The organism is Tenacibaculum sp. AWR4_210 (assembly GCF_056160945.1).
Genome location: NZ_JBSWYF010000006.1, coordinates 64,424 through 76,988, shown reverse-complemented (window position 1 = coordinate 76,988; position 12,565 = coordinate 64,424). Strand labels below are relative to the sequence as shown.

General features: G+C 40.3%; 10 protein-coding genes. 6 read left to right on the top strand and 4 right to left on the bottom strand.

What is annotated here, in order from left to right:
* The first annotated feature begins 38 nt into the window (after positions 1-38).
* Positions 39-1,394 carry a hypothetical protein gene (locus tag ACXAG7_RS12240; protein ID WP_476666946.1) on the top strand — a complete coding sequence of 452 codons (1,356 nt, stop codon included), beginning with the start codon at positions 39-41 and terminating at the stop codon, positions 1,392-1,394.
* A gap of 16 nt (positions 1,395-1,410) precedes the next feature.
* Entirely contained in the window at positions 1,411-2,613 is a 1,203-nt protein-coding gene (locus ACXAG7_RS12235) for a hypothetical protein (protein ID WP_476666945.1), read from the top strand.
* A gap of 56 nt (positions 2,614-2,669) precedes the next feature.
* Here ACXAG7_RS12235 and ACXAG7_RS12230 read toward each other — a convergent pair whose 3' ends face one another.
* The 3 genes from ACXAG7_RS12230 to ACXAG7_RS12220 form a co-directional block, all read right to left on the bottom strand.
* Complete coding sequence (locus ACXAG7_RS12230) at positions 2,670-3,983, bottom strand: amidohydrolase family protein (protein ID WP_408043058.1); 1,314 nt, start codon at positions 3,981-3,983, stop codon at positions 2,670-2,672.
* Between the two features lie 4 nt (positions 3,984-3,987).
* Complete coding sequence (locus ACXAG7_RS12225) at positions 3,988-6,933, bottom strand: amidohydrolase family protein (protein WP_476666944.1); 2,946 nt, start codon at positions 6,931-6,933, stop codon at positions 3,988-3,990.
* A 130-nt stretch (positions 6,934-7,063) separates the two neighbouring features.
* Entirely contained in the window at positions 7,064-8,110 is a 1,047-nt protein-coding gene (locus ACXAG7_RS12220) for a WD40/YVTN/BNR-like repeat-containing protein (RefSeq protein ID WP_476666943.1), read from the bottom strand.
* Between the two features lie 38 nt (positions 8,111-8,148).
* Here ACXAG7_RS12220 and ACXAG7_RS12215 point away from each other — a divergent pair, with 38 nt between their 5' ends.
* On the top strand, positions 8,149-9,072 hold the full coding sequence (locus ACXAG7_RS12215; RefSeq protein WP_476666942.1) for a patatin-like phospholipase family protein: 924 nt from the start codon (positions 8,149-8,151) through the stop codon (positions 9,070-9,072).
* A complete protein-coding gene (locus ACXAG7_RS12210; RefSeq protein ID WP_476666941.1) occupies positions 9,072-9,968 on the top strand; it encodes a DUF72 domain-containing protein in 897 nt (298 codons plus the stop codon). Before ACXAG7_RS12215 ends, ACXAG7_RS12210 begins: the two co-directional genes overlap by 1 nt.
* A 50-nt stretch (positions 9,969-10,018) precedes the next feature.
* Here the strand turns inward: ACXAG7_RS12210 and ACXAG7_RS12205 are convergent, their stop codons facing one another.
* A complete protein-coding gene (locus ACXAG7_RS12205) occupies positions 10,019-11,428 on the bottom strand; it encodes a S41 family peptidase (RefSeq protein ID WP_476666940.1) in 1,410 nt (469 codons plus the stop codon).
* 153 nt (positions 11,429-11,581) lie between these two features.
* On the opposite strand from ACXAG7_RS12205, the gene ACXAG7_RS12200 reads away from it, so the two are divergent.
* Entirely contained in the window at positions 11,582-12,091 is a 510-nt protein-coding gene (locus ACXAG7_RS12200) for an RNA polymerase sigma factor (protein WP_408043064.1), read from the top strand.
* Complete coding sequence (locus ACXAG7_RS12195) at positions 12,078-12,557, top strand: hypothetical protein (protein ID WP_408043065.1); 480 nt, start codon at positions 12,078-12,080, stop codon at positions 12,555-12,557. Before ACXAG7_RS12200 ends, ACXAG7_RS12195 begins: the two co-directional genes overlap by 14 nt.
* The last annotated feature ends 8 nt before the right edge of the window (positions 12,558-12,565 follow it).

Here is a 12,565-nt window from a genome sequence, read left to right as displayed (position 1 = left end):
CGAGTAGTTGTCATCACATGAACTAATTAACTAAAGATATGAGAGCCATTGCACTAATTTTTTCATTATTGATAACTGTTGTACTCAAAGCTCAGCAGCATCAAAATCAAATTTTACAAAATGTTGAGTCTGGAAACTACAAGGTATTTAAGGTAAAGCAAAAGTCACATCGAAAGTACCAGTGGGTCCCCGTAAAAAAATCTTGGCCGTTGCAAATTACCAAAAATGCAGCCGGAGCAATTTCTGAAGTAATGGTAAAACGCGCTGGTATATTGGACGAGAAATTTGTTCCAGATGTTCCTGGCTACCCAGCGTACTTTTCGTTTGCCGCTTATCGATTGAGCTATTTGGATGGTTTGTGGGTGTATTACTCATGGAACGGTAAAGAAGAGGCCACGGCAAAATACGTGTTTACCAAAAAAAGCGATGTCGGTTTAGGGGTGCAAGCACTGAATTCAAAAGTCGCGGCTTATGCAAAAGCGGTGTTTAAAAAACAGACGCAGGCAAGGGCAGTAGTCAAAGAAGAAAAGATGCGTGCGGCTGAGGAAGAACGAAAATTACATTCTATAGAAAATAGAAAAGTAAAAGCACTACGCATCAAATTTATCGGAAATGTGGGGAAGGTTGCTCATTATGCGGAAGCCATAGCTTATGGTGTTGAGGCCGAATTAGCAGACGGAACAGTCCTGTCCACAGCGAATCTAGGTGGGAGCTTGCCTTGGAGCGATTTCGAACTTCATCATCAAGGAGTTAGTAATACTACCGAGGAAGTGCGTGTTGACGAAGATGCCACTTCTTTAAAAAATGATCAAATAGTGGTTGAGTTGCGATCGAAATTTCACACTCATCTCAAAGCAAGGAGAAGTTTACCGACGACGAACGACATTCCGATTCGAGTAACCCAAAATGGTTTTTGGGGCTATAACCGGCATAAGCACATGGCTGTAATTCAGGGAAAAGATGGTCAGCACGCCGGTAGAGGAGATCATTTAACGGTTAAAATTAAAACTGTTAAACACCGTCAAACGGGGAGGCTACTCAATAAAATTGAAATCTTCAATACTACTAAAAATAAGCTGGTGGCACGCTACAAATTGCTCCCTACTACCAAGCTGAGTATCCATGCCAATGGCGGTGGGGGTATGAATGGCTTTGAAGGCAGTGATCGCAGTCCCAACGGTGGTAACGGAGGATATGGAGGTGCTGGGGGTGTTATCACACTGATCAAAGATCCGTCGGTAAAACAGGCTACTTTGGAACTTCAAGTGAATGGAGGGAAAGGAGGTAGAGGAGGGGCTCCTAAGTACGCGAGTGCGAGTAGAGGCCAGCGAGGAAGAGCAGGTGACCCCGGTAAAATAATTAGAAAAACACAAAAAGTAACATTCAAATTTTAACTAAAATACACATAGCATGCAAACGAGAATCATTACTGTAGTAGCGTTGTGGATGGCCCTGTTTTTGGGAACAACGCATGAATCTAACGCACAGTTCAATCGCTTATTGAAAAAAGTAACCAAAAAGAAAACGACCAAATCTGGGGGAGGTTCCGGAGCTTTTACTCACCTAAACTCAGAGAATGACGAGTTCGGACTCAGCGGACAATACTACAGTTTGCAAGATGGCAAGGTAGTGGGGTTTCAATTTGTAAAAGAAGATGGTGGAAAAGTGGTAAATGAATTGCGATATTGGGAAAAGAAGGGGGGAGATCCACAAATTAAACTGCAACTAAAAGAAAGCTTTTTAAGAAAGAAGAACATCAAAATGTTTTTTGTTTGGATGTCGAGTTATGCCAAATCATATATAGAAGTTTTTGAAGTTGCTCCTGGGGTCTTAGCACAAACGCAGCAAACCGAGCGTTCTATCAATAGTTATGACGAGTCGGTGCCACTCGATACAAAAAGATCGGTGGTTGAAGTAATGGCGAAAAATAAAGGGGATTTGGATACTTGGGATCTTGAAACAGCGCAGGCCAAAGTAGATATGATGGTTGCCGAGTTAAAAGCAGCGCAAAACAGCAAGGTGAAGAGAAAACTCATGCGCTTCGAAACCTACAAGAAATACCACGGAAAAATTGCTTTTGCAAAAAGCACAAATGCCTTGCGTAGTTCTAAGAGCAATCAGCCAGTAGAGAAATCGGCTAATTTTATAACCAAGCAAGTGCTTGGTGAAACGGTGGCCTTCAAGCCCTATTTTGATCAGCCATTATCAGTAGCACATCCGGGAACTTGGTTTAACATTACTTACGAGATGGCAGGAATCACGACTGACAGAGAAAAGTTGAGAAAATCGAGTACCAAGTTTTCTAAGAATATACCTCAATTGGATAAATACAAAAACGACTTTTATTTTTTCTATCCTAAAGTAACCAACAATCGCTCAAACAATGTTGCGGATTACGCTTTTTTAGAATTATTACGCCAGGCACAAGACAAACTAAAAAAAGGAGATGTATACGATTTAAAAGTTACCGTTTGGGCCTTTAAAGACGGTGAAAACATTGCCCCAATGGCAACAGGAACCATACAATTATCATACAATGAAAATACTGAAAATTTATTATTCGATCCAGTAAAAGGTTGGATTATGGTATTGGAAGATTACCTAGATGAATAAGCCTAGTGCTTGTGTTAAAAAAGAAAGCTCCTTCAATGAAGGAGCTTTTTTGGTTTTTATTGATTTTTGTATTTGTTGGAATAGCGTTTCCACAGTTTCGTTTGGTGAGTGTCTAAGCTCAACGCTCGTCCTTGAATATAAGCTTTCGTTAGGATGTTGGTACGCATGTCTAATGCGTCTCCTTCTGATATAAACAAGGTAGCATCTTTACCTACCTCTAAGGTTCCCATCTGTTTATCGATTCCTAGAATCTTGGCATTGTTGCCTGTAATCAGTTGCACAGCCTTTTCTTTACCGAGTCCGTAAGCTCCATAGGTTCCTGCGTAGAACGGTAGGTTACGCGTACTCATACGCTCCATATCTCCACTCATTCCAACACCTACTAAAATACCGGCATCTGTTAAAATTTTGGCTGAACGAAAGGGTAAATCGTAATCTTCATCCTCTTTCGTCGGTAATCTGTGTGCGCGCTTTAAAACTACTGGAATGTTGTTGGTACTCAATAAACTTGCCACCTGTTCTGCCTCGTGTCCACCAACAATGACTACAGAGTTGATACCTAGTTTTTTAAAGAAATGTATGGCATCACTGATGCTCTTCTTACCGTTGACATGAACAAAAACTTTTTTGCGCCCTTTGAATACTTGCTCCAAGGCTTCATAAGGCAGGTTAACAGCGGTTCTATCACCTTGCAAATACAGTTTCGCACGTTGAAAAAAGTCTTTGAGTTGGTTTACGGCCACAGGGTATTGCTTGTTTGGTTTTAGGTCACTAACTTCTCCTAACCACCAACGACCTCTAGTAAAAATTGAAGGCCAGTTGATATGGATGGCATCGTCTAATTTTACTGAAGCATCTTCCCAGTTCCAAGCATCTAACTGTACTACAGACGAGGTTCCGGAAATTCGTCCTCCTCTCGGAGTTACCTGAGCGATGAACACTCCATTCGGACGCATAGTTTCAACAACTCTACTTTCTGTATTGTAGGCGATAATACTGCGTATGTGCGGAAGCATGGTTCCCACTTCGTCGAAATCTCTTGTTGCTCTTACGGCATCGATTTCTGCTAGTCCTAAAGAAGTATTGGCGGCAATAAATCCAGGATATACGTGTTTCCCAGTTGCTTTGATGATTTCTCCTTGACGGGCAATTCTGGCATTGGCACTTCCAACGAAGGTAATCTTTCCTTTGTCAAACATGATCAAAGAGTTTTCGATCACTTGCCCATTTCCGAGGTGAGCCGTGGCTCCCTCGATACTAATGGCTCGGGTTTGTTTTGGAGCAGGAGTCTGCTGAGCAACAGCGTCTGTCAACAAAAGTCCGGTTGCCAATAGGGATCCTACGATAGTTTTTATAAATTTTTTCGTCATGATGTTATTCGGTATCACAGTGGAATAATTTTTTAGTCTTTTTTACCGGAGCTTGAGTTTTTGCTCCTTTAATTTTGGCAGAAAGCATCATCGTGATGAGCTTGTTGCGCTCTTGCTTAATGGCGTTTCGCTTGGCCAAATCATCTTGTATATCAAAGTATACAGCACCGTCTATAATGGTGTTTTCTGCCTTGGTGTACACGGATAGTGGATTGCCACTCCAAACGACGATATCCGCGTCTTTCCCTACTTTTATACTTCCTGTGCGCTTGTCTAAATGCAGTAATTTGGCAGGGTTAATCGTAACCGTACTCCACGCTTCTTGCTCTGTTAAATTACCGTATTTCATGGTTTTTGCAGCTTCTTGATTAAGGCGTCTCGACATTTCAGCATCGTCTGAATTAATGGCTACGGTAATCCCTTGACGATGCATAATGGCAGCGTTGTAAGGAATAGCATCGTTCACCTCGTATTTATAGGCCCACCAATCAGAGAAGGTAGAACCACCAACACCGTGCTTTTTCATTTTATCGGCTACTTTGTAACCTTCCAGAATATGGGTGAAAGTGTTGATGTTGAAATTGAACTGTTCAGCAACTTTCATCAGCATATTGATTTCTGACTGTACATAAGAGTGACAAGAAATAAAGCGTTTTTTATTAATGATTTCGGCTAAGGTTTCAAGTTCGATATCCTTGCGATATGGTTTTCCACTCTTTTTAAGAGCAGCGTATTCTTTGGCGCGTTGAAAATAATCGATATAGACTTGTTCAACTCCCATTCGCGTTTGAGGGAATCGAATGGTATTTTGATCTCCCCAGTTCGATTGTTTGACATTTTCACCCAAGGCGAACTTGATAAACTTCGGACTGTTTGTGTATATCAAGTCCTCAGCATTTTCACCCCATTTTAGTTTGATGATAGCTGATTGTCCACCGATTGGATTTGCAGACCCGTGTAAAATTTGTATCGAAGTGACTCCACCGGCAATATTTCTGTAAATATTCACATCATTGGGGTTTACCACATCTTCTATGGTTACCTCCGCCGAAGAGTTTTGTCCGGCCTCATTGACCGCCGAAGTTGCAATATGCGAATGCTCATCGATGATTCCAGCAGTGACATATTTTCCGGTAGCATCGATAACTCGTGCATTTTTAGCTTTTAAGTTTTTACCAATTTTTGCGATTTTTCCTTTTTTAATTAAAAGGTCCGTATTCGTTAAGACAGCTTGGTTTTCAGAAGTCCAGATTGTCGCATTTTTGATTAAAATGGTTTCTTGGCGCACTTTCTGACGATGCCCTAGTCCAATATTTGGATAACTCACCGGTAAAATTTCGGGAGCTTTAGTTACGGCAGGTGTTTTTACCGCAGTTTTTTCGCTTGTAGCTTCCTTTGTAGCCGTCCAAGAAATTGCAGTACCGTTGGCATTGGTTCCATTTCCTGATATCGTCCCTGTACCGTCTGTATAGGCTTCAAGGCGAGTAATTTTTCCAGCATCATTAAAGCTTAATTGTATCCAGTTATTCGTAAAACTAAATTTGCTAGTAACTTTTTTACCTTCTTTTTTTAGGCTTGCTTTTTGTTTTCCTGGAGTGCCTTTGATACTGAGTTCATAGGTAGTTCCATTCGCAGTTAGCTTGTAGTTTCCGGCGAGGTCAGTGATATTTCTATCGTTTAAAATAGTTTGTTCACCCTGTATCCAATGTTCGTAATAGGTAGTTTTAGCATCGAAGGCATCACCTGAGGTGATTAAAAAGTTAGCAAAACTTCCCGGAGCTAAATTTCCGATACGCGAATTCTTTAAAATGCTAGCCGGAACCGTTGTAAGTGCTTGTAGTGCCGTTGTTTTATCTAGTCCGTAGGTGATGGCTTTGCGCAAATTCGGCAAAAATTCTTTGGTAGATTTAAGTTGATAAGTAGTCAAAGCGAAAGGGACTTTATGAGTAGCCAAGACCATTGGATTACTTGGCTCTTGGTTCCAACGGCGCATATCGTGTAAGGATATGTGCTTGGTAAGTTCCATATTGCTTACATCGTAAGGTTTACGGAAATTGATGGGAATGATAAATTTCGCATTGGTTTTTTTGATAGCTTCAATGCGTTCGTATTCGTCACCACCACCTACCAGTGTATATTGTATGTTAAATTCATCACCTAATTTATCGGCGCGCAAATCGTTCAAAGCATCACCTGCACGGAAAATTTGTGGTAAATCGCGTTGTTTGTTAATTGCGGTTAACGACAGATCGGTATTTTTCGCGTGCCCCTCTTTATACCAAGCAGCATCGAGATAGGCCTGTCGTATTAAAGCCATAGCTCCCATTCTCGACGTAGGATAGGATTGGCGTGACAATTTACTTTTAGAAAAGGATAAAAAATTACCCGATTCATTGTCTAGTATGCGATAGGCATCTGTCGATTTTGGGTTGAGCGCAACGAGTATTCCCGTTCCTTGCATAATACCGTCGTTACTATGGCTATTGACTACTCCAAATCCTGATGCTAATAGTTCTTTAGCCTTTTTAGTATCGAAGTGAAAGCTTTTAAAACTTTGCGTTTCAGGTCGGATATGGTCGTTCCAATAATATCCTTTTCTAGATGCGTCGTACTGAGGACGTCTGCTGCCTCCCGATTTTCTTTTAGGAGTTTTTATTCCAAAAGTACTGTAGGCATCAATAAAAGAAGGGTAGATACTGGTGTTGGTAGCATCGACAATTTTGGCCTGCTTCGGAATGTTTACTGATTTGCCAACGGCAACTACTTTGCCGTCTTTAATGAGTAGCGTTCCTCGATCAATTATTTGGGTTGGGTTTACGTAGATTTTTGCATTTTTAAATGCAATGAGTGTGTGTTTTGTAGTTTTTACCCCTGTGTTTGTAGGAAAGTATTCTTGCGCAGAAAGCTGAGAATAACACAAAAAGAGTAGCACTATGAATAGTCTCTTCATTATGATATAGTTGAATTAGAATTTAAAAATATCGAATTCTTAAAATTTGAGTCTTTTGTTTAACAAAAAATTAAGAATATTTTAAGAGCATATTCTAGTGCTAAGCAGTGCTTTACAAGCCTTGTATGGGTTAAAAGCTCAATTGTATGCGTGCTATTCGGTTGGCTCCGGCTACCCAAGCAGTAGTTTTCGAAACAAATTGAAGTGTATAAAACGCTTCGTTGCTGATTGACTTCCAATGAGCACCCCCGTCATTTGAATAGGAGATTCCTGTTTTACCGATAGCGATTAATTCCAATCCATCACTTCCTGGAAGGTACTGTACGCAACTTTTATAATTGGGATGTTGCTTATCTGCGACGAGTTTCCAGGTTTGTCCGCCATCATCAGTTATGGCCTTATTTGCAGTATTCGCGTCAGGCTTGCTGTAATCTCCCCCGATAATGCAACCGTGGAGAGCATCGTAAAAATCGATGCTATAAATACCTTGCGGTCCGTTACCTTGAATAATAGGAGTGGTCATTATTGACCATGTGTTACCGCGATCTATCGATCGTAATACGCGCGCTTTTTTTCCTCCTGAAGCAATCCAAACGGTATCGCCTACAATCTTAATATTTGTATTGCTAGCCGCGAAAAAAGCTTCACCTTCTTCAAAGGTAGGCAATGCTTCGCATGGGGTTTTCGACCATGTTACTCCTCCGTCGTGGGTTATTAGTAATGAAGGGCAGGTAGTTGTAGGGTCTCCTACCGCGATACCGTCTTTACCATTACTAAAAAACTTCATAGAATCGTAAAACACCTTGGGGTGTTCTTCCTTGTAAACCAGTTGTACACTGTCGTTTTCTACTTTGTAAAGCAACGCAGGGTTAGCAACGGAGAGTGCGAAAACTTTATGATCGACAACAGCGATACTTCGAAAGTGAGGATTGATACTATCGTTGTATCGGATTTGTTGGCGTTGCCATGTTTTACCACCATCTGTCGTCTTCCCGATGTAGCCCTTAGAGTCTGCGTAATACACTGTTTTACTATCCACGGCGTGAATGGCGCGTATACTAGATTGCGTGCTGTCGGCCTGTTCAATAATCACCGTAGGAACCTTAGAAGATTTCTTGTTTTTTTGACAGGATACTAGGAAAATAACGACTAAAAAAATAGCTAGGAATCGATTCATTTTTTGATATTTTTACGAAACTAAAATAGTTAAATTCAATGAAAAAAGCATTGGTAATTTCAGGAGGAGGAAGCAAAGGAGCATTTGCGGGTGGTGTTGCCGAGTATCTGATGAAAGAAAAAGGGAAATCTTACGATATGTTCTTAGGGACTTCTACGGGAAGTCTAATGGTTTCTCATTTGGCGCTCGGACGCGTGGAAGCGCTGAAGCAGTTGTATACCAATGTTACACAACAGTCAATTTTTAGCAACAGCCCGTTTAAAATAAAAACGGTACACGGAGAAAAAGTTGTTTCCATACGACATAGAAACACGCTTTGGAACTTCTTAAACGGACGCAAAACTTTTGGAGAGAGTAAAAACTTGAGAAAGTTGATTAAAAAGAACATCACGGAAGCTATGTACCATGAGATTCGCGAAGAAGCGAAAGAGGTAGTGGTAACGGTATCCAATTTGACCAGAAATAAAATAGAGTACAAATCAATTTTAGATTGCAGTTATGACGATTTCTGTGATTGGATCTGGGGTTCTTGTAATTACGTTCCCTTTATGAGTTTATTGGAAAAAGATTATTGTCAGTATGCTGATGGAGGTTTTGGCTGTTTGGTACCGATACGTGAAGCTATTCTTCGTGGGGCTAAGGAAATTGATGCCATTATTTTAGAAACAGAAGTCACACAAATTAACAGATTGCCGGCTAAAAACCCATTTTCGTTAATGCTCGATGTTTTTGGTTTTATGCTGGAGCACGTAGAAAAGCACAATGTGACCATCGGGAAATTGTCGGCGAAACACAACGATGTGCAACTCAACCTATACTATACGCCTACAGTGTTAACTACCAATTCATTGGTTTTTGACAAAGCAAAAATGAAAAGCTGGTGGAAGCAGGGCTTTGAACACGCTCGCTTTAAGGACGATGCGACAATGAATGATTACAGAACAGAATTGGTAGATAAATAATGAAGTTTGGAAAGGTAGCAAGACCAGATTTAGTCGATTTTAGTTTGCCCGAAACGGCAAAGGGCACTGTACAAAGTTTAGGCATGATATCGCCTCGGCAACAAGAGCTGCGCGTAGCTGTTGGCTGTGCTCAGTGGAATAGGAACGAGTTAAAAGGGTTTTATCCGAGAGGAACGAAAGACGAGTTGCGATACTATAGCAAGCGGTTTAATTCAGTGGAATTGAACGCGACATTTTACAAACAGTATCCCAGAGAGCAATTTGAAATTTGGAGGGAAAAAACACCAGAAGGGTTTCTTTTTTTTCCAAAGTTAACACAAGAAATAAGTCATTGGAAACAATTGAGTAAGGTTTCGGATGAGGTGAATGTTTTCCTCGATGCCATTGGAGGGTTAGGAGATAGATTGGGGACTGTATTTTTGCAATTACACCCGAGTTTTTCACCAGATGATTACGTTCATCTAGCGCAATTTATTACGGGATGGCCTCAGGGTATCCCCTTAGCAGTAGAACTTAGAAATGAACGGTGGTATACAGACGAAGGAGAAAAAACGGGGTATCGGTCACACTTCCGTAATTTTGGAATAGGAAATATTTTGGTAGATACGGCAGGTAGAAGAGATATGTTACACATGGAATTGACGAATAAAGAGGCTTTTATTCGCTTTGTAGGCGCTAACCATCCATCTGACTATGATCGTTTAGATGCCTGGGTACAGCGAATCCTAGCATGGAGTGATGCTGGGCTTGAGAAATTAGATTTTTTTATACATCAAAATGTGGAGGAGGAAGTGCCGATGTTGGCAAATCACTTTATAGAAAAGCTCAACCAAGTGCTACACCTACAATTGACGATTCCTAAAGAAACTGAGCAACAGCAATTAAGTTTGTTTTAGCAATATGAACTATATAAAAAAAGCCAGCATGTCGGTGCTGGCTTTTTTTATTATTCTGTATCTACGTACATATTGTTAAATGTCGGACTGTTTGCTTTTGAATTGCTGATGGGGTGTACGCTAAATGCGCTGCGAGGTCTGCTGCTCTTTCTCCCGGTGGTAATTAACTCGATGGTTCGTTTTAACAGCGGTTCATTAGGGTCTCCTAACACTCCTAAATTACCAAAATCTTCATCAAGGTCTACGGTAGGGTCTATACCGTCTTTGTCATTTTTTCCTTCTTTATTCACTATTTCAAGAACTATGGGTTGCATAGCCCAGTTGTGATTGGGGTTGATACCCGATTTTGACGTGAATGTTGGAGAATCGTACATAGTAATGGAACCTGCGTATTTTCCGTGCGTTCGGTTTCCTACTGATCGCACTGTAATATAGGGCGCTAAACTGTTCATCACGAGTTCAGATGCCGAAGCAGAGTCACCAGTAGTGATAAAATAAACACGTGTAAGGTTTAAGCTATTAATTGCCGTTCCGTTACTAAGTGTATTCACAAATCTATTCACTAACGATTCTGTAGTGGTCGCGCTCATAATTTTTGAATTCCACATTTGTTGCGCAAATATTTCTCCGTTAAATTGCCCGGTTATCATACTTCCTAAACGAGTTGCAGTACTTACAGCACCACCGCCATTGTAACGTAAATCTACAATTAAGTCGGTAACGTTGTCTGCTTTAAACTGACCGAAGGCAGTATTCAGTTGTGCATCGAAATTAGAAGTGAAGCCATTGTACATCAGGTAGCCAATTTTTCTACCAGAAACATCGAGGGTTTTCGCTACGTGTACTGGGTTTTCAGTGGTATTTCCTTTGTTGAGGCTCAAAGAATTTGCATTTCTCACCGGATTTCCTGTATTGTAATCGGCGAGCCCTATGGTATAACTCGTTGCATCGGAAAACAATAAGCTTCTGTAATTTTGTCGTGTTAATTGCGTTCCATTAACTTCTGTAAAAAGCATTCCTCTAGTTACTCCTTTGGTCGCTGCATCTGTACCGGGAACCACGTAACGCACATAGCCGTAAACATTATTGGGTTGGCTTCTGTAAGGAGCGATACCAAATTCCATACCGGTAGTTTGTGAAGTTCCTTGAAGCGCTTGTTCTAAAGCGATATAATCATCAACTATCCACGACCATTTGTCTACAGTACCACGCTGGTACAATAGGCTTTCAAATAAATTTTTAGGATCACTATAGCCGTTGAGGTAGTTGTACAATTGCTGTTCCGACGAAAATCGTCTGTCTGATAGATCAGAAATATTCCCCTGCCACAAATAATAGGCATTCAGGCCTTTCCAAACGAAATTTTGGACTTGAATATTTTCAGGAGTCTCGTCTTTTTTACTGCAGGCAGTAAAAACAAAGGCGATTATAAAGAATAATAATACTTTTGTGGTTCTCATACTGTAACTATTAGCTATATAATTCAACGCAATTTAGCGAATATTATTATTTTTTTTTAGAATTCGTGTAACAAAGCATTTTATGAGTCGTCGTAGAGATGTAAACCTGACAAATTAAAAGCAAATCAGGGATACCTAATCAATTAACTAACAATGAAACAGTCGGATTTTTTAAAAGTTGTTTTACCCTTTAAAGACAAGGTCTTTCGTTTAGCAAAAAGACTGCTCGTTTCAACAGAAGAAGCGGAGGATGCTACACAAGAGTTGTTTTTAAAGTTGTGGAAGAACAAAGGGAAACTGACGGAGTATAAAAATGTGGAAGCCTTTGCGATGACCATGACAAAAAATTACTGTTTTGATCGATTGAAATCGAAACAAGCAGGAAACTTGACCTTGGTACACAGCAATTACAAAGAAAAAGATACCTCGTTAGAGAAAAAAGTAGAAAATAATGATGCGATAAGTCACGTTCACAAACTCATCGAACGATTACCAGAACAACAACGTGTAATCATTCAATTAAGAGATATCGAGCAATACGACTTTGATGAAATATGTAAGGTGGTGGATATGAAACCGACCGCCGTAAGAGTAGCGCTATCGAGAGCGCGTAAAACAATAAGACAAGAATTAATAAAACAACATAACTATGGAGTTAGCTAACATAGAACGCTTATTAGAGAAATACCTCGATGCTGAGACGACCTTACAGGAAGAGCAAGTACTTCAAGATTACTTTTGCTCGGATGACGTAGCACCTCATTTACAGGAGTACAGCGCGATGTTTACCTTTTTTAAGCAAAGTAAAGACGAGACCTACACTAAAACCATACAGTTAACACCTGAGCAATCATCCAAGAAGAACTGGAATTGGTTATCAGTGGCAGCGTCGGCAGTCTTGTTGTTAAGTACTTCTTATATAGGCTATCAAACCTATCAGCAGCAATTACGAGCGAAACAATTTGCCCAAGTAAAAGAGGCTTTAAAATTAGTTTCATCTAATCTAAACAAAGGAAACGAGGCGTTGTATGCCGTTTCAACAAATTTAAACAAAGGGAAAGCTGCTTTAAGTCATTTGAATACCTATAAGGAAACCGTTAACAAAGCAATTAAAACCGTAAACTATTAGTTAAAATC

Bases quoted from the DNA above. Each gene is read 5' to 3' on its own strand.
- ACXAG7_RS12240 (WP_476666946.1), top strand. From the start codon at position 39: ATGAGAGCCATTGCACTAATTTTTTCATTATTGATAACTGTTGTACTC.
- ACXAG7_RS12200 (WP_408043064.1), top strand. From the start codon at position 11,582: ATGAAACAGTCGGATTTTTTAAAAGTTGTTTTACCCTTTAAAGACAAG.
- ACXAG7_RS12225 (WP_476666944.1), bottom strand. From the start codon at position 6,933: ATGAAGAGACTATTCATAGTGCTACTCTTTTTGTGTTATTCTCAGCTT.
- ACXAG7_RS12210 (WP_476666941.1), top strand. From the start codon at position 9,072: ATGAAGTTTGGAAAGGTAGCAAGACCAGATTTAGTCGATTTTAGTTTG.
- ACXAG7_RS12205 (WP_476666940.1), bottom strand. From the start codon at position 11,428: ATGAGAACCACAAAAGTATTATTATTCTTTATAATCGCCTTTGTTTTT.
- ACXAG7_RS12235 (WP_476666945.1), top strand. From the start codon at position 1,411: ATGCAAACGAGAATCATTACTGTAGTAGCGTTGTGGATGGCCCTGTTT.
- ACXAG7_RS12195 (WP_408043065.1), top strand. From the start codon at position 12,078: ATGGAGTTAGCTAACATAGAACGCTTATTAGAGAAATACCTCGATGCT.
- ACXAG7_RS12215 (WP_476666942.1), top strand. From the start codon at position 8,149: ATGAAAAAAGCATTGGTAATTTCAGGAGGAGGAAGCAAAGGAGCATTT.
- ACXAG7_RS12230 (WP_408043058.1), bottom strand. From the start codon at position 3,983: ATGACGAAAAAATTTATAAAAACTATCGTAGGATCCCTATTGGCAACC.
- ACXAG7_RS12220 (WP_476666943.1), bottom strand. From the start codon at position 8,110: ATGAATCGATTCCTAGCTATTTTTTTAGTCGTTATTTTCCTAGTATCC.